This is a genomic window from Psychrobacter sp. DAB_AL32B, from assembly GCF_002224105.1.
GTDB lineage: Bacteria > Pseudomonadota > Gammaproteobacteria > Pseudomonadales > Moraxellaceae > Psychrobacter.
Genome location: NZ_NEXU01000090.1, coordinates 1 through 17,492 on the forward strand (window position 1 = coordinate 1; position 17,492 = coordinate 17,492).

At 43.2% G+C, this 17,492-nt stretch carries 17 protein-coding genes and 2 tRNA genes; 12 read left to right on the plus strand and 7 right to left on the minus strand.

The annotated features are described in order from the left end of the window. Both CAN34_RS14530 and CAN34_RS10885 read left to right on the plus strand, forming a co-directional pair. The coding region (locus tag CAN34_RS14530) for a hypothetical protein (protein WP_254423170.1) at positions 1–183 on the plus strand (183 nt) is incomplete at its 5' end. Between the two features lie 9 nt (positions 184–192). Then, positions 193–1,209 (plus strand): molybdopterin oxidoreductase family protein, encoded by a 1,017-nt coding sequence (locus CAN34_RS10885; protein WP_254423171.1) that lies wholly within the window; start codon positions 193–195, stop codon positions 1,207–1,209. A gap of 231 nt (positions 1,210–1,440) precedes the next feature. Here the strand turns inward: CAN34_RS10885 and CAN34_RS10890 are convergent, their stop codons facing one another. Continuing rightward, entirely contained in the window at positions 1,441–2,772 is a 1,332-nt protein-coding gene (locus tag CAN34_RS10890; RefSeq protein WP_089555681.1) for a D-amino acid dehydrogenase, read from the minus strand. Between the two features lie 36 nt (positions 2,773–2,808). After that, positions 2,809–3,576, minus strand: coding sequence for a folate-binding protein YgfZ (locus CAN34_RS10895; protein WP_089555682.1), 768 nt, complete (start codon positions 3,574–3,576; stop codon positions 2,809–2,811). Between the two features lie 306 nt (positions 3,577–3,882). Between CAN34_RS10895 and CAN34_RS10900 the strand changes: the two genes are divergently transcribed. Beyond that, complete coding sequence (locus tag CAN34_RS10900) at positions 3,883–4,236, plus strand: zinc ribbon domain-containing protein YjdM (protein ID WP_089555709.1); 354 nt, start codon at positions 3,883–3,885, stop codon at positions 4,234–4,236. Positions 4,237–4,346: 110 nt separating this feature from the next. After that, positions 4,347–5,648 (plus strand): glutamate-1-semialdehyde 2,1-aminomutase, encoded by a 1,302-nt coding sequence (hemL, locus tag CAN34_RS10905; RefSeq protein WP_089555683.1) that lies wholly within the window; start codon positions 4,347–4,349, stop codon positions 5,646–5,648. Between the two features lie 87 nt (positions 5,649–5,735). Here the strand turns inward: hemL and CAN34_RS10910 are convergent, their stop codons facing one another. Beyond that, positions 5,736–6,140, minus strand: coding sequence for a DUF962 domain-containing protein (locus CAN34_RS10910; protein ID WP_089555710.1), 405 nt, complete (start codon positions 6,138–6,140; stop codon positions 5,736–5,738). A 497-nt stretch (positions 6,141–6,637) separates the two neighbouring features. Here CAN34_RS10910 and ppx point away from each other — a divergent pair, with 497 nt between their 5' ends. The 5 genes from ppx to CAN34_RS10935 all read left to right on the plus strand — a co-directional run bounded on the left by ppx (position 6,638) and on the right by CAN34_RS10935 (position 12,717). Next, complete coding sequence (ppx, locus tag CAN34_RS10915) at positions 6,638–8,164, plus strand: exopolyphosphatase (protein ID WP_089555684.1); 1,527 nt, start codon at positions 6,638–6,640, stop codon at positions 8,162–8,164. Between the two features lie 213 nt (positions 8,165–8,377). Then, positions 8,378–9,211, plus strand: coding sequence for an acetyl-CoA carboxylase carboxyltransferase subunit alpha (locus tag CAN34_RS10920; protein ID WP_302476521.1), 834 nt, complete (start codon positions 8,378–8,380; stop codon positions 9,209–9,211). A 192-nt stretch (positions 9,212–9,403) separates the two neighbouring features. Then, positions 9,404–11,011, plus strand: coding sequence for a tRNA lysidine(34) synthetase TilS (gene tilS, locus CAN34_RS10925; RefSeq protein ID WP_089555686.1), 1,608 nt, complete (start codon positions 9,404–9,406; stop codon positions 11,009–11,011). Between the two features lie 180 nt (positions 11,012–11,191). Next, positions 11,192–12,025 (plus strand): pyrroline-5-carboxylate reductase, encoded by an 834-nt coding sequence (proC, locus tag CAN34_RS10930; protein ID WP_089555687.1) that lies wholly within the window; start codon positions 11,192–11,194, stop codon positions 12,023–12,025. A 122-nt stretch (positions 12,026–12,147) separates the two neighbouring features. Continuing rightward, positions 12,148–12,717 (plus strand): YggT family protein, encoded by a 570-nt coding sequence (locus tag CAN34_RS10935; protein ID WP_089555688.1) that lies wholly within the window; start codon positions 12,148–12,150, stop codon positions 12,715–12,717. A gap of 220 nt (positions 12,718–12,937) precedes the next feature. Here the strand turns inward: CAN34_RS10935 and CAN34_RS10940 are convergent, their stop codons facing one another. Further along, a complete protein-coding gene (locus tag CAN34_RS10940; RefSeq protein WP_089555689.1) occupies positions 12,938–13,732 on the minus strand; it encodes a hydroxymethylpyrimidine/phosphomethylpyrimidine kinase in 795 nt (264 codons plus the stop codon). Between the two features lie 246 nt (positions 13,733–13,978). Between CAN34_RS10940 and CAN34_RS10945 the strand changes: the two genes are divergently transcribed. The 3 genes from CAN34_RS10945 to CAN34_RS10955 all read left to right on the plus strand — a co-directional run bounded on the left by CAN34_RS10945 (position 13,979) and on the right by CAN34_RS10955 (position 15,153). Then, positions 13,979–14,068: transfer RNA gene (locus CAN34_RS10945), tRNA-Ser, on the plus strand. Positions 14,069–14,251: 183 nt separating this feature from the next. Continuing rightward, a tRNA-Arg gene (locus CAN34_RS10950) sits at positions 14,252–14,328 on the plus strand. 177 nt (positions 14,329–14,505) lie between these two features. Beyond that, the gene (locus tag CAN34_RS10955; protein ID WP_089555690.1) at positions 14,506–15,153 is read left to right on the plus strand and encodes an RDD family protein; all 648 of its coding nucleotides are present in this window, start codon (positions 14,506–14,508) and stop codon (positions 15,151–15,153) included. A gap of 13 nt (positions 15,154–15,166) precedes the next feature. Here CAN34_RS10955 and CAN34_RS10960 read toward each other — a convergent pair whose 3' ends face one another. From CAN34_RS10960 to pth, 3 genes are all read right to left on the minus strand, one after another. Beyond that, on the minus strand, positions 15,167–16,141 hold the full coding sequence (locus tag CAN34_RS10960) for a calcium/sodium antiporter (protein WP_089555691.1): 975 nt from the start codon (positions 16,139–16,141) through the stop codon (positions 15,167–15,169). Positions 16,142–16,338: 197 nt separating this feature from the next. Beyond that, a complete protein-coding gene (gene panD, locus CAN34_RS10965) occupies positions 16,339–16,719 on the minus strand; it encodes an aspartate 1-decarboxylase (protein WP_079690677.1) in 381 nt (126 codons plus the stop codon). Positions 16,720–16,832: 113 nt separating this feature from the next. Continuing rightward, positions 16,833–17,414, minus strand: coding sequence for an aminoacyl-tRNA hydrolase (gene pth, locus CAN34_RS10970; protein WP_079690678.1), 582 nt, complete (start codon positions 17,412–17,414; stop codon positions 16,833–16,835). Positions 17,415–17,492: the final 78 nt, after the last annotated feature.

The window sequence follows — 17,492 nt, forward strand, 5'->3', positions numbered from 1 at the left end:
TTGATGTTCCCAAATCCTGCGCTCGATATGGTGAATAATTCTGGCCCAGGCTATTTAGGTAAACGCCATAGCCGAGTGAGTAAGCTCCCTGATTTTAATGGCGATTATCCAGTCGTTGCTATGAGCGACGAGATGTTGGTAGCAGGTGAGGGGCAATTAAAAGGATTTATTAGCGTCGCGTGAAACCCTGTTTTGAGTACGCCCAATGGTGAAAAATTAGATAAAGCTTTTGCCCAGCTAGATTTTATGGTTGCCATTGACTATTTTGTCAATGAAACGAGCCGCCATGCCAACATCATTTTGCCGCCAGTATCACCGCTTGAGCGCGACCATTATGACTTTACTTTTAATAACTTTGCGGTACATAACGTCGCTAAATATTCACCAGCGTTATTTAGTAAGAAGAAAAATGAAAAACATGACTGGCAGATTTATTTAGAGCTAGCAAAGCGCTTGGATAAAAAAGTGTCAGTAGCGACCAAAGCTGAGCGCCTAGTGATAAAGCAGTTAGGACCAAAATTTGTGCTTGATCAAGGATTGAGGCGTGGACCTTATGCTGGTATGAGCCTTAAGAAATTGAAGAAAAACCCTCATGGTGTTGATTTAGGGCCGCTCAAAACTATGTTGCCAGAAGCTTTAAAGCATAAAGATAAACTGATTCATCTCAATGTTAATTTTTATCAAGCGGATTTGGTGCGTGTGCAAGTAATGATGCAAGATTACGATGACAGTCAGGTTTTATTGATAGGTCGTCGCCATGTCCGCAGTAATAATTCGTGGTTGCACAATAGTTATCGCTTGGTCAAAGGTAAGCCTCGTTGCACCTTGATGCTGCATCCTGAGACGGCTGCTCAATATGGCATCGAAGATGGGCAAGATGTCAAAGTAACATCGCGCGTCGGTAGCGTGGTTATCGCAGCAGAAATTACTGATGAGCTGATGCCGGGGGTAGTGAGTATTCCGCATGGTTTTGGACATGGTCGTAAAGGCGTCAAGCAAAAGATTGCTCAAGCGCATGCAGGCGTCAGTGTTAATGATCTAACGGATGATACGTTAATCGATCGGCTGAGTAGTAATGCTGCTGTGAACGGTGTACCAGTGCAATTAGAGGCAGTTGAGCCAGAAGACATTAATTTAGAAGCTGCCGATTTAGATATTAGTGATTTACACACAACCAATTCTGACGCTGAACCCAGCAGTGCTGCATAACCCTGTCATAAACTATAAGTTTTAATATCGATGCTAAAGGCGCTTACTATATATATTAAGCACCTTTTTTATGCCTATCATCTGTTTAAGACTGAACCTAGATATAGTAAGTTCAAAATAAAATACATACGATCATCACAATATTCTGCTGGTATAAATTTTTCTCACTTGCTGTGCACTGGCGTCAGATAGAGGCTTCGAAAAGTTCATACCAGTAATAATATATTCTTTTTATAGTGAGCTAATTATACCAACAAAGTCAAAATCGACTGCTGGTGTTTCACCTTGTATCAATAAACTAATAGCCTTTGCCGAGCCGCAAGCATGCGTCCAGCCAAGCGTACCATGACCAGTATTGAGCCATAAATTATCAAAAGTTGCTTGCACATTGTGGCTGCCATGCCGCATGTGTCCCATATGGGCGCGCCCGATTAACGGGACATTCGATGGCGTCATTGGCCGCAATCCTGTCCAATATTGCACCGAGTTGGCAATGATGCCTTTAGGAAATAATTGCTGCACACGGCGAGTGATGGCTTCACAGCGTGTGCTATTTAAGTCTAGATTATAACCATTAAATTCTGCCGTCCCTGCTACCCGCAATTTATCACCAAGACGCGAGGTCACTAGCTTAAACTCATCATCAATCAAGCTAACAAAGGGCGCTAAATGCGGTGCTCGTGGATTGACTTGATAGGTCGCAGAATAACCTTTAGCAGGGAAAATAGGCAGATGCATATTGAGTGGCTTCATCAGCGCTACACTATAACTACCAAGTGCCAATACATAACTATCAGCAGTAAAGGTTTGTGCGTTTTCGCCCTTGGGTCGAATGGTAATACTATGTACGTGCGGATGAGCAGAGTGAGCATCCGCATTGACGGCTAAAATCTCAGTATCGTATAAAAAATTAACGCCAGCTTTTATGCAGTACTCTGCTAAACGCTGGGTAAATAAGTGCGCATTGCCTGACTCATCACGGCTGGTATAAGTTGCACCCGTGAGTTTATGAGCAATGGGGTAAAGTGCTGGCTCAAGACTGACGGCATTATTAATGTCAATCACATAACGCTCGCAGCCAAGCGCTTGCATACGCTCCGTTGGGGCAATGGCGGCATCAAACTCAGCTTGATTGGTATAAAAGTGCATAATACCGCGCGTTTGCTGCTCATAATTAATACCGATATCAGCACGCAGCTGCTGCAAAGTATCTCTTGAATACAGACCCAAGCGTACCATTTGCACCAAGTTCGCATCAGCACGATCGGCGCGGCACTCTTGCAAGAATTGCATCGCCCATTTAAGTTGCGCCTTATCTGCCCGCAAGCGATAAAGCAGCGGCGCATCTTCTCTAAATAACCATTTGAGTGCCTTCATCGGGGTCGTAGGGTTTGCCCAAGGCGTGGCATGCGAGACGGATATCTGCCCGCCATTGGCAAAGGAGGTTTGCATGCCAGCGGCAGATTCGCGTTCAATCACGGTTACATCATAGCCTGCTTGGCGAAGATACCATGCGGTGGTCACGCCCACCACGCCTGCTCCGAGTACCGCAATATGGGTCATAAAAATCCCTGCTAGGTTTATATCATTAAGCGCTTTCTATTTGGGACGGGCGACATCAGCTTGTAGAGCTGGTGGTAATTCTAGTATGGTTAAATCACTATCAGCAAGGTGTTCAGGACGGGCGACGACTAATGCTTCAAAGCCTTCTGCATTGGCGATAGCATTAACCACCTGAATTTTTTCTAGCTTGTCACCAGCTGCTGGCACGTCACCTGAACATTTAACACTTGTTCCTTTTACATAGTGCAAAAATGCTTTAGGAGCCGACTTAAAGTAAATACGGGCGATAACTTCTTGACCCAAATAACAGCCTTTATCGTAGTCCATACCACCGCGCTGATGTAGGCGCAGCTCTTGTGGTTGGAACTCGCCTTGGGTGGCTGCGACTATCCAATAGTTACCGACTGCGATACTAGATTGCATCCAAGCTTGGGTATTTTCTGGCGTATTGTGGTCATCTTGATGGCTAAAGGTCGGTACATTATCGAGCACGCAAGGATAAATCGGCGTTGGTGCACTGGTATCAAACTTTGAAAATGCGCCGAATTTTTTTAAGTGTCCTTGTAAAGCCTCAGCGCAATCAGCACTGATAACCACATCATATTGCTTTTCGGCCTGTTTCTTTATCCAAAGTCCAAATTCAATCCGACCTTTTAAGTTACCGATGGCCGCTGCCTGATAGCTAAGTCCGAGCTTGGTGACATCACAAGTTAACTGTCCTTGTAAGAATTTTTCGGCATCCTCGCCTTGGATGGTCATTTGAGAAAATTGTGGTAATGCTGCTGCATTGATAGTTTGTGTCATTGTTATTATCCTTCTAATAAGAGGTTTTTTATAAATTACTAAAGGTTAAAAGTAAATGTTAAGAATAAGCGTCAAAAAATAATGCGTCAGATTTTTATGCCAAATAAGCAGCTATAAAATTAAATGAGGTTAAGAAGAGTACCACAAAAAACACCGTCATAAAAAACGTCATCGTTCAGCTGACTATTCTCATTAAATTGGGTAGAGCGATTGGTTTTCAAGCGCACAAATTGGTTAAAGGTAGCGAGTTACGGTACAATATAGGCTCTACAATAAACCTAATTTATGATGGCTGCCGAGGGAATTATGAGCTTACCAAATTGTCCGAAATGTGATGCTGAATATACGTATGAAGATGGCGCGTTACTGGTATGCCCGATGTGCGCTCATGAATGGACAGCGTCAGAGACCGATGTCGCGCAAGCTGAAGACCAAGATGCGGTCATTCGTGATGCAGTCGGTAATGAATTACAAGATGGCGATACCGTTACTGTCATTAAAGACTTAAAAGTTAAAGGCTCTTCAACCATTATAAAAGTTGGTACAAAGGCAAAAAATATTCGCCTACTTTCTGATGCATCTGATGGTCATGATATCGACTGCAAACTTGATGGCTTTGGCCCGATGAAGCTTAAGTCTTCTGTTGTTAAAAAGGCTTAAATTATTCAGCTTAAACGTGGTTGCATCTAATTGTTTGATCAACAATATTCAATCAGCGATATAAAATACTAAAGAACCAATATTAAAGAAATAATAAATAGAGAATAATTATGAGCACTAAAAACGAACAACTTTTTGCCCAAGCGCGCAAACATATTCCCGGTGGCGTAAACTCGCCAGTCCGTGCCTTTGCTGGCGTCGGTGGCACACCAATTTTTATGCACCGCGCTAATGGTAGCAAGATTTATGATACCGAAGACAATGCTTATATTGATTATGTTGGCTCTTGGGGTCCGATGATTTTGGGTCATGCCCATCCAAAAGTTATTGATGCGGTCAAAAAAGCCGCTGACGATGGGCTAAGCTTTGGGACGCCAACACCGTTTGAAACGACCGTTGCTGATAAAATTTGTGAAATCGTCCCAAGCGTTGAGATGATTCGCATGACCAGCTCGGGCACGGAAGCGACCATGAGCGCCATCCGTTTGGCACGCGGCTATACCGGACGTGATAAAATCATCAAGTTCGAAGGCTGCTATCATGGGCATTCAGACAGCTTGTTGGTAAAAGCTGGCTCAGGCATGCTCGATATCGGCGAGCCAACGTCCAAAGGTGTGCCAGCAGACTTCGCTAAGCACACTATTACCCTTCGCTACAATGACCCACAAGCGATAAAAGATTGCTTTGAGAAATGGGGCGAAGAGATTGCCTGTGTTATCGTTGAGCCAATCGCTGGCAACATGAACATGGTCATCCCTACCCAAGAATTCCATGATACGTTGCGCGCAGAGTGTACGGCGAATGGAGCAGTATTGGTTTTTGATGAAGTGATGACAGGCTTTCGTGTTGGACTTGGCGGTGCACAAGCGCACTTTGGTATTGACCCTGATTTGACCTGCTTTGGTAAAATTATTGGCGCTGGCTTGCCGGTTGGTGCCTTTGGTGGTAAAAAGGATGTGATGTCTTGTATCGCGCCACTGGGTGGTGTTTATCAAGCAGGTACGTTATCCGGTAATCCACTAGCGATGCGTGCTGGTATCGCGATGTTTGAAGACTTAACCGTAGATGGCTTTTATGATGAGCTATCAGCTAAAGTTGACCAGCTAATCGACGGTATTCAAGCGGCTGCTGACAAACATGGCATTAACCTACGCACCAATAAATTGGGTGGTATGTTTGGGATGTTCTTTGTTAAAGACAATGAAACTGCCGCACCAAAAAATTTCGATGAAGTAACAGAGTGTGATATGGAGGTATTTAATACCTTCTTCCACGGTATGCTCGATCGTGGTATTTATCTGGCACCGTCTGCTTATGAAGCAGGCTTTATGTCTATCAAGCATAGCGATGCAGATATCGAAGCATCTATTAAAGCAGCGGATGAGATATTTACAGAAATGGCAAAGGCGTAACGAGTTTATTTAAAACTCAGACGCTTAAAAAAACCAGTATGAGAAATCATGCTGGTTTTTTTATTAAAAATAAATATAGGTCTTATTTTATCGTACCTTATCGAGTTTCCTGTCTTTTAAACTCAAATGACCGCGCAGCACATCTCCATACATACGAAAATCGCTGGCAAAACTTTTTAATGGAAATTTAAAAGAGGCCGGTTTGTTCTTTTCAAAGAAAAAATGTCCAACCCAAGCACAGGCGTATCCTGCAGCAATACCTTTAAGCAATGGTTTTGCTGAGCGATTCTTAATAGATTTTGCGAGTCCTATTAAACCAAAGCTACTACCCGCAAAATGCAGCCGACGGCACGCCATATTTTGATGTTCATCCAAATAAAAATCATAAAATTTCTGTGTGGCTGGGTTGTTTACTTTTACAAGCGTGCTATTACTAACTTCCTCAGCGATTGTAGTCTTGGCTGGCGATTTTTGGGTGATCGTCTGATTCATGGTCTGGTTCATGGTTTTGGCTTCCTTGCTGGTTATTTCTCATCAGTCCGTGATGGGTCTATAAGGCAAAATGGGAATGGTTTTTTATGGCATACACCATTATTGTCACGTGTAAGTGCTTGTTCTTTATTACAATATATGGAATTTTTAATGTAGCAAACTGCTACTGGTAAAACAAGTGCTAGAAGTGAATTGAGGCTTTCTTATTTAACAACGGTTTAATCAATTCCTAACCAGTGTTTAGCTATGGTAGCCGCTTACTTGCCAGCGTTTGGCATAAATGCTTTAATGGCAAAAATTGCGATATAATTGATTCTATTTAAGAGCGATACAGGGTTATTGATATTAATATCTCTCTTTCATTGCGAATTTATATCGGTTTGATGTTTTTAATTCCTGAGTGTTATTACTTTTTTATCTAGTAGATGCTCTATTTTAAAAGCACGATATCTTTTAAATACTCTATTTTTTTATCTAACATGGTAACGACTTCTCTTATGCCCAAAGACTACCTAAAAAACCCACCACTCGCCGAAGATGAAATGATGGCAGCCATTGATATTGGCTCCAACAGTTTTCACCTAGCCATTGCTCGTCTCGACCATGGTGAGGTGCGAAAAGTAGTTTCTATGTCTGAAAAGGTGCAGTTAGCGGCAGGCTTGGATGAGCATAATATTTTAGGTGCTGCTGCTGAAAAGCGCGGTCTTGAATGTCTAAGCCGCTTTGTGGCTCGTTTAGACTCGGTGCCTCCTGAGCGTATTCGTATTGTCGCGACCAACGCTTTACGCCAAGCCAAAAATGCCAATGATTTTATTGATCGTGCGAATAAGATTTTACCCAAGCCCATTGAAATTATTGCGGGACGAGAAGAGGCGCGTTTGATTTATTTGGGCGTCTCGCACACCAATGCCAGTAGTGACAAGCGTTTGGTCATTGATATCGGAGGTGGTTCGACAGAATTTATCATTGGTCAAGAGTTTGACCCGCTATTGACCGAGAGCTTACAGATGGGTTGTGTCGCTTTTACCCAGAAGTATTTTGCTGACGGAATGATTACCAAAGAAGCCTTTCATAATGCAATCTCAGGTGCGCGTAAAGAAGTGCTTGCGATTAATGGTCGCTACCAAAAAGTGGGCTGGAGTAGTGTCATTGGCTCAAGTGGTACGATTAAAGCGGTGCGTAATGTCCTTGTCTCTAAAGGCTGGGCCGATGAGCAAGAACGCATCACTTATAAAGGGGTTAAAAAGTTAGAAAAATTACTGCTGAAAATTGGCAACGTCGATGATATCGATTTAGAAGGGGTCAAAGAGCACCGTAAAGCGGTATTCCCAGCAGGCGTTGCGGTTTTAAGGGCAGTCATGAAGGTGCTGGGCGTTGAGACCATTACTTACTCGGATGGCGCGCTACGCGAAGGGGTCATGTATGACATGCTCGGACGCTTTGCTAGCGAAGATGTGCGTGACCGTAGCGTGCTGGCGCTGATTAAGCGCTACTCAGGTGATAAAAAGCAGGCTAAGCAAGTGGTCAAAACCAGTCGTATTCTCTTTGAACAAGTTCAAGAAAAACTTGGGCTCAGCACCGAAGATGGTGATCTACTCAGGCGGGCCGCTTTTTTACACGAAATAGGGCTGGCGATTGCTCATAGTAGCTATCATAAACACAGCGCCTATTTGATGGAATATTCTGACATTCCAGGGTTTTCGCAAGTCGATCAAAAACGTATGGCGCAGTTGATGCTCAATCATCGGCGTAAGCTTAAAGCTGATATGTTGGAGCAGACTTGTGTGATTGGCGGCGATCAGCTGGTTTATCTCTGTCTACTGCTACGTTTAGCCGTACTGGCGCACCACAGTCGCAGTGAGTATGAATTACCAGCATTAACGCTAAAAGTAGTCGATGAGCACCGTTGGGAAATAACGGTTGCCGATAGTAGTGAGCACTATGCTTTTTTATTATCAGATTTGTATACTGAAATTGAACAATTTGCTAAATGGGGCATTAAGCTGAGCGTCATTGAGGTTTAAAGATTTATAGGGTGAAACCAATATAGGCTGAAACTCATGAGCGATTTAATCGTTATTTGGCTAAAACTAACGTAACAAAAGCTGCGTTGTCGGTAATGTTATGGCATATAAGATGTGCTATTATAGTTTTTATTGAGTTTACAACTGTACTTTCATTATCCTAAAAGCGATAACGATGCCATTATTAAACATAACTCTATTAAACATAACTCTATTAAACATAATTATGAAAGGGAAGCGTCTATGAGTACCGTCTGGGATAGCGTTCAGCTTGCACGGCATGCCAAACGTCCATTGTTTATGGACTATGTGAATCAGCTGTTTACCGAATTTGATGAGTTGCATGGCGACCGTGCTTTTGCTGATGACAAGGCAATCCTTGGTGGACTTGCACGCCTAAATGGTATGCCAGTGATGGTCGTTGGCCAACACCGTGGTCGCAGTACGCGCGAGCGTATCGCCCATAACTTTGGTATGGCCAATCCTGAAGGCTATCGCAAAATCATTCGTTTGGTCAAAATGGCTGAGCGTTTTAATATTCCAGTCATGACCTTTGTCGATACTCAAGGCGCCTATCCTGGTATCGGTGCCGAAGAGCGTGGACAAGCGCAGGCTATCGCCGAGAGCATCGCTGTATTTTCAAGCCTCAAAGTCCCTATCATTGTCACCATCATTGGCGAAGGTGGCTCAGGTGGGGCGTTGGCGATTGGCGTTGGCGATAAGGTAAATATGCTACAAAACAGCATTTATTCGGTTATCTCTCCTGAAGGTTGTGCTTCCATCCTATGGAAAACGGCTGAAAAAGCGCAAGATGCCAGTGAAGCATTAAAATTAAATGCCATCAATCTATATGAAATGGGTTTGATTGATGCGGTTATCGACGAAGGCGAGGGCGCCCACATTCAACCACAGCCCGTGATGAATGCGCTAAAAGCATTACTCGTTGAGCAATTGAATGAGCTTGAGAATTTAGATGCGTACGATCGTTGTGAGCTGCGTTATGAGAAGTTCAAATCTTTTAACTCAGAAGTGATGTTGCCTTGCTAGTGCTCTGTCATTCTAAATAGCTAGTGAGTAGCTTTTAGCACTAGAGGTTTGCGCTTAATGTTAAAATAAAAACGTGTCATTTAATGGCGCGTTTTTTTGTGTTTATTAACCTATGTATTCGTTAATTTATAGCAGCAGCACTGTATCGTTTGAAGTGCTTTAACGATAGTAATCAAATAAATAAGGCTAATGATGAGCAGCAGCGCAATTCTTCCATATCCTATTGAGCCAATCGCTGATCTGTCGATTGATGATAATTTGGCAAAAGCGTTATTAAACAGTCTAGCTGAGTATGGCGAAAAGCTACACGGTCGCCGAATTTGGCTGGCCTGTAGTGGTGGGCGTGATTCATTAGCACTTGCAGCGCTGTGTGTGCAGTTATATTGGCAAGGTAAGTTGCCGTTTTTACCGCAACTACTGCATGTTAATCATGGCTTGCAGGCGAATAGTGGCGCTTGGGCAATGCATGTTGCTAATTGGGCAGAGGCTCAAAAGATACCATGCCATATTTTACATGCGCAAGTAAACGGTCATGATGAGCAAGCAGCAAGACAAGCTCGCTATGATGTTATGCGCGCGCAACTCAATCAAGACGATGTTTTATTGTTAGCCCATCATGCTGACGACCAAACGGAAACCGTATTAATGCGCCTAATTCAAGGCGCAGGTGCTAATGGTCTATCGGGTATGCAGGCGTGGCGTGTACAAACGCAGGGCGCGCATCGCATCGTATTATGGCGACCTTGGCTTACCATACAGCGCACCAGTATTAGCACCTATGCTAAGAGCTTAAAACTACCGTATATCGATGACCCGACCAATGATGGCGGTGATAATGTCCGTAGCGGACTGCGCCGTGACATCATGCCGGTATTGGCAAAATACAATCCCAATGTTATTGATAATATTGCTCGTAGTGCGCAGCTACTAAGCGATGCGCAATTAACGGTTAATGCACAAGCAGCAGAAGATTTACAGCAGACAGAGGCGGCATCATTACAACTGTTGTCTGCTCAGCGCGTTCTAAATATTGATAAGCTACAACAGTTGCCACTTTATCGCCAACGCCAATTATTGCACTATTGGTTAGGTCAAGATGAACCATTACCGCCTGCTAAGCAGCTTATCGATGATGTATTAAGTTTGAGTCAACGTCATGATCATGATCATCAAACGGCGCTTTTTTGGCAAGGTCGCAAACAGTCCTATACTATTCGCCGCTACCGTGAACAGCTTTATCGGCTCAGTAATGAATGGCTAACATGGCTTAAAATCCCACTTGTAGAGCAAACGCAGACGTTGTCTAATACTGCCTTGTTTGAGACTAATTTAACTGGCACTAATTTGCGTGATAGTAAGCCTGTATCCATTACGGTACGTAGCAGCCAAAACCTTACTTGGCAGTTGCAGATTATGCCAAATGCGTTGGCGCAACTATTAAACAATGATAATGATAATGATAATGATAATGATAAAGGTGAGATTGCGCTTAGGACAGTACTAAAAATAGCGCCATTAGATCGTAAGCAGCGCTTGCAAACGGCACTGGCGTCGCGCCCGCAATCTGGTAAAAAGCTATATCAAACCTTGGGTATTCCACTATGGTTACGCGAGAGTTTGATGGTCGTGACTCTTGTATTTATGAATACAAAAGATGAAATACCTCTAGAGTTGCCTTTATTGTTACTTTTGCCCTTTGAAAATTGGGTGTTAAGCGCTGATCATTCGAGTGTTTATAGCAATAACAAACCGCTTGCTGAAAGTATCAAAAGCAATATAATTTTTAATCAAACCCTTTAAAAATTAATATATTTATGCTGATTTAATGACCGTGCTGAAATACTTATAGTGAGCTTCAGACCGTTGTTCCAGTCATGAATTTATTAAACGGGGCTAGTAGCATTATGGTAAACTGAGTGTCATTTTACCTATCGTTATGTTAGTTTGAACACCTTTGAGTTTTTTCAGTAGGAGATATCTATGTCAGTATTGGATAATAAAAAAATCAGCTTTATCGGTGGCGGGAATATGGCGCAGGCTTTGATTAGCGGGCTTGTGAGCTGCGGTATCAAGCCGAGTCTGATTACGGTCGCCGAACCTAGTAGCGATGCGCGTGAGCAACTTTCTGCTAAAGGGTTAAATACCGTTGATCCAACGAAGGATGCCACTGCTGCTGTTATCGATGCTGACATTGTGGTGCTTGCAGTAAAACCGCAAGTGATGAAAGCGGTGGTCAGTGATTTTGCTGATGTTTTGGACAAGCAGTTGGTGATTTCGGTAGCGGCAGGGTTATCGACCGAGATGTTATCTGGCATGCTAGGTGGCTATGGCAATATCGTGCGTGCAATGCCAAATACGCCGGCGATGATTCAAATGGGTGCCACAGGTCTTTATGGTACTGATGCTATCTCTGCTGAGCAAAAACAATTAGCAACGGCCGTCATGGAAGCGTCAGGGCTGGTGATGTGGGTCGATAACGAAGAGCACATGCACGCAGTAACGGCAGTTTCAGGTTCAGCCCCTGCTTATATGTTCTACATTATCGAATCGATGGTTGATGGGGCAGTGGCTTTAGGGTTGGATAAAGAGCAAGCGTCAGCACTCGCGATGCAAACCATGCTAGGCGCGGCAAAAATGGCGATGGATAGTGAAGATGCACCCGCTGAGCTACGTCGCAAAGTTACCTCACCAAATGGTACTACCCAAGCCGCGATTGAGTCGATGCAAGCCAATGACATTGGTCGTCAAATTAGTGAGGCCATGCAAGCTTGCTACGATCGCAGCCAAGCGTTAAGTGAAGAGATGAGTAAATAGTCATCTCTATATCAGAGGCAGTATTTTCATAAAATGCTGCCTCTGATTGTTAATAGTAAATGCCTGATAATGACATTCGTCATCCTAAAATCCGTTAATAATGTCACATTGAGTAGCACTTCATGAACAACATGTTATTGCAAATTTTTGATTTGGTCACCACTTTCGCCATGATGTTGGTATTTATTCGTTTTATGCTACAGTTTGCAGGGATGGACGCCAGCAATCCTATGATTGCGCCTGCTTATAAAGCGACCCATATTGTCGATGTCTTTGGACGTATTTTTCCAACCGTCGGACAAGGTCGTATCAGTATTGCCGCCATCGTGCTGATGTTTTTGATTCGGCTGATTGATATTGCAGGAAAAGCAGCATTAACGCATAAAGGTATTGGTCCTGTACCGCTGTTTTTTACCGGTACTATTAGCTTGGTTTTAGACTTTTTACGCATGTGCCGCTACTTGGTGATTGGTTCCATCATCGTCAGCTGGATTGTAGTATTTACCAGATCTGAGCATCCTATTATCGGTATCATTATCAATTTGGCCGAGCCAATTTTAGCGCCATTTCGCCGTATTACACCAAACTTAGGTATGATTGATTTATCACCGATGATTGCCTTTTTTGCCTTCTATCTACTTGAGATTTTTATCGGTGGTTTGGCATCAAGCTTTATGCCGATGTTGGGCTAAGCTAGTTGAGTTAATAATTTTAAGAAAGTTTGAATAAAAAATCAGTAATAAAAAGGCGCTCTAGCTTAAGTTAGAGCGCCTTTTTTGTATTTGTCATTTATAGTCCGTTCAATATAAAAGAACGTCATTATTAACAGCACTATGCTGATAACAATACTTTGCTGCTATGACTTTTTCTTCAGTGAATCGACTGTATTGATTAATAGAAAAAACAAGTAGATTAAAAGTGGACAAATCTATTAGGTATCAATTGCGCTTTAGTATCATCAGGGTGCGGCGCATCAGCGGCACGCAGTGTTTGAGTAATCCAGCTATCTGCTGCCTTGACTGCATCGATAAGCGCGTCACCCATTGCCAAGCGTCCAGCAATAAAGCTTGCTAGCGAACAGCCAGAGCCATGAAACTCGCCATCTAAGCGTGTCAAAATACTTTTATGTACCATCTCGCCTTTTATATATAAATACTGCTCGATATCACCACTATCAAAATCATGTGAGGTTTTAACCAATACGGCATGAGTACCTTGGGCGCATAATTTTTGCGCACCTGTATGCAAGTCTTGCTCCGCGCTTAAGGCGCGTAGCTCATGGGTGTTTGGCGTGATTAAAGTGGCATACGGCAACAGCTTTCTAAATGCAGTGACCAAAGTTTGCTCATCGCCTAAGCTGCCACCGCTATTGGCAACCAATACCGGGTCTAAAACAAAAGGTGTGCCAGCAGTGATAACCTGCTCGGCAAATAAGTGAGTTAGCATGGCGATATTATCAGTCGTACCAAGCATGCCCGATTTGATAACGGCAACAGGCAAATCATTGAGCACTGCCATGGCTTGATCTCTTACTAAGCTTGCTGCACACGCCTCAAAGCCAATGACCTGCTGCGAGCTTTGTACGGTAATCGCTGTACAGGCGATGGCAGTATGAGCACCTGCTTGCCCGATGGCTTCAATATCCGCTTGTAATCCAGCCCCACCGGATGGATCTAACCCCGAAAAACACAACACAACTGGCCGCATAACAAATCCTTTTATATATTCTATAATGAGTAGCGAATACTATAGCCATCCACTACTAAAAAATCCATAAAGTCCTATAAATTGTTAATTATGAAAAAAGGATGCTTAAAAAGGCAGACAATGCTTGCAATTCGTTTGGGCTTTGCTATAATACCGCCCACGGCATAAGACGTATCACTAGCATTGATACCGTGTTTAAAGAAGTATTTTTTATAAAAATATTTTGATAAGCGTCTTAAATCGTTCGGTGAAGTGGGTGAGTGGCTGAAACCAGTTCCCTGCTAAGGAACCATACGTGTAAGCGTATCGAGGGTTCGAATCCCTCCTTCACCGCCATTTATTCGGTTTATTAGTAGAGTTGTAATGCAATTTAACGTTGTTGAACTGCTTTAATCGTTAAAATAAAAATATTATATTTTAATGATTAAAATGTCTTGACACTGGCAATATAATCTATATAATTACCAACCTAATTTACTACAAAGTTATTTACCGCGTAGTAAATGATGTGTAAAGTACGCGCTTGTAGCTCAGTTGGATAGAGCACTTGGCTACGAACTAAGGGGTCGGGAGTTCGAATCTCTCCAAGCGCACCATTTTACATCATCACTTTTTTACTAAATCAATCGCCTGTCTTATGACAATTTGGCGGTTTTTTTATGTCTGCTGTTTATGATTTTATGGTGTAAACATCAGCGCTGGATAGTATACGATAATGAGCACAATTACGGTACAATAGAGCCATTATTCACTGCTGGCTATGAGCTTGTACCATGTCAAAGAGTCTCCCTAAACGTCCCTCCAAATTTGCTGCTAAAAATAAAGTACATCATGCCTCTGAGATTGAGGAGCTCGCGATTGCCAAACCAGGTACCCGTATGGCGGCTATTCTTTATGATGGCATGTTAATTTTAGCATTATTGTTCTTGGTCGGTACCGTGCTGACCGTTATTGGTACGCTATTGACCATGAATGCAGGTACAGAATCATCACAAGCCCAGTCGCTGCCAACTTGGTATCAAAACTTTATTATGACGCCGTCTCTTATACTGACGCTGGTCGGTTTTTATGGTTTGTTTTGGCGTCGTGGTGGTCAGACATTGGGTATGCAGACGTGGCGCTTAAAGACGGTCAATAGTAATGGTCAGTTGCTGAGCTGGGGGCAATCATTTAAGCGGATTTTGGCAGCCAGTATGATGCCGATTATATTTGGCATCATTGGTAGTGTTATTGGTGGCTCGCGCGCTATCTTATTAACCAGTGCGTTTTTGGGCTTTGTCTTTAACTATGCGTTTTGCCTGTTTAACTCTCGCGGCCTCGCGGTGCAAGACATGTTATCGAATAGCATTACTTTAAAAATGCCAAAAACAGAAAATGATGGGCTATGGCGAGTGATTAGAAACCGCAAGCAAGGCAAATAGCCGCCATTCTAATCTATAGATTAAAAGTTTTTGCCAGTAATACCGTATAACCGATGAAAAATAGTAGCAATATAGAACCCGAAATATGCCCAAGTTGGCGTTTGCTGATAAAAGCCAATACAGAAAGCACAACCAATAACGTGGTCAGCAGCCCCATCGCCAAAACATCGCGTGACAAAATAATTGGGTCGGCTTGAATAGGGGCGATGAGCGCTGCAAGTCCTACTACTCCCAAGGTATTAAAGGTATTAGAGCCAATAATATTGCCCAATGCCATATCATGCTCACCCTTACGGGCCGCTGATAAGCTGGCAACCAATTCAGGCAATGACGTACCAACTGCAACAATCGTTAAACCAATAATCAGTTCGCTCAGCCCCCAATAGGTTGCAAGTTCGACCGCGCCCCAGACGATAGCGCGTGAGCTTAATACCAATATCGACATGCCAATTACTAAGCTTGCCAAACCGCGAGATAAACCAGCGGTTTCAGCTTTGCTATTATCTATATTGTCTCTATTTTCTGTTGTACTCTTCCCCTCACGCAAACCGACAATTATCTGAAAAGTTAATACCGCTAACAATCCTAGCAATAGCAGGACACCGTCTGTCTGACTGAGTTGCCCATCGCGCAGCTGCCATGCTGCCAGTATGGTAATGACAAGTAATAGCGGCAAGTCGCGTTTGACGATGCTACTGTGAATGATAATGGGGCTGATAAGTGCTGTGATTCCCAATACTAAGGCAATGTTCATGATATTAGAGCCATAGGCGTTCCCTAATGCCAGCTCAGGGCTGCCTTGTAGCGCTGCTAATACAGATACTACCATCTCGGGTGCTGACGTTCCCAAGCCTAAAATGACGACACCGACAAGAAAATTGGGAACGCGTAGATGGTTTGTTAGTGTGGTCGCGCCCTCAATAAAGACATCGGCACTCCAAACCAAAATAGTCAGACCAATCAATACTGCGATGACTGCCAGCCCCATCGATAATTTTCCTTATGGATTTAAACGCATCTATGGATATAAAAAAAGCTGAACCTATTTAGATTCAGCTTTTCTATTAAAATTACAGATTCAATCAGCTCGACGTTAACGGTATATACAAATAAGTCAGCTGCTGACAAATATAAAAATACTATTTATAAAAGTAAGCAAATTGAAGGCCGGTACGAATAAGGCTATTACGCCACTTGTACAGGAATAATATTCGCCGTGTCTTTAACGCTGTTGTCCTCGTTGCAATAGACCAGTTTTGGCTGATATGTTGACGCTTCAACTTCATCAAAATGCGCGTAAGCACAGATGATGACGATATCACCTAAGTCAGCCATGTGAGCCGCTGCACCGTTTAAGGAGATAATACCTGAGCCAGCTTCAGCGCGGATAGCGTAGGTGCGAAAGCGCTTACCATTGGTGACATTATAGATGTCGATAGATTCGTTTTCACGTAGACCGGCAAGGTCTAATAAATCACCGTCAATACCGCATGAACCTTCGTAGTGCAGCTCAGCATGAGTAACACGGGCGCGATGTAGTTTGCACTTGAGCATATTAAGTAGCATAGGTTGCTTCCTTAGTGTAACTGATATAAATGAGTCAAATCAAAGTGTTAATGGGGATTGACTTGTTAAAATAAAAGGCTGTTTTGCTTAAATAGCTATTTTATTCAGGCGTTTTAATCAAGCAACTTAAAGCCATTAATTTGCGAACGTGCCTTTTCGACATCACCTTCTAGTAATAGCGGTAGGGCTTCAAAAGCGGCCGTCAATGCGCTATCAATGGCAATTTGCTCATCTGGTGAGGCTTTCGAGAGGACATGTCCACTGACTTTAGATTTGTGACCCGGATGACCAATACCCACACGCAGACGATGAAAGTCGTTGCCGATATGCGGGGTGATGTCACGCAGACCATTATGACCGCCATGACCACCGTCGGTTTTGAGTTTGATGCTACCAGCTGGAATATCAAGCTCATCATGGGCGATTAATAACTCGTCATTATCAATGCCATAAAAATTAACCATGGGCACAACCGACTGACCCGATTTATTCATAAAGGTCAGCGGCATCAACAGACGCACATCAGAGCCATGAATTTGCCCGCGTCCTGTCACCCCGTGGAATTTTTTGTCGGGGGCGAGGGTAATATTAAACTGCTGAGCCAAATGGTGAACGAACCAAAATCCTGCATTATGGCGCGTAAACATATACTCCTGACCCGGATTACCAAGACCGACAATAAGCTTTATGGCCATAAAAATACCCTGCTTGACTATAATAAATGAGTGGTAAGGTTTGTGATGATGGTGCTATTTATTGAATAGCATGCATCG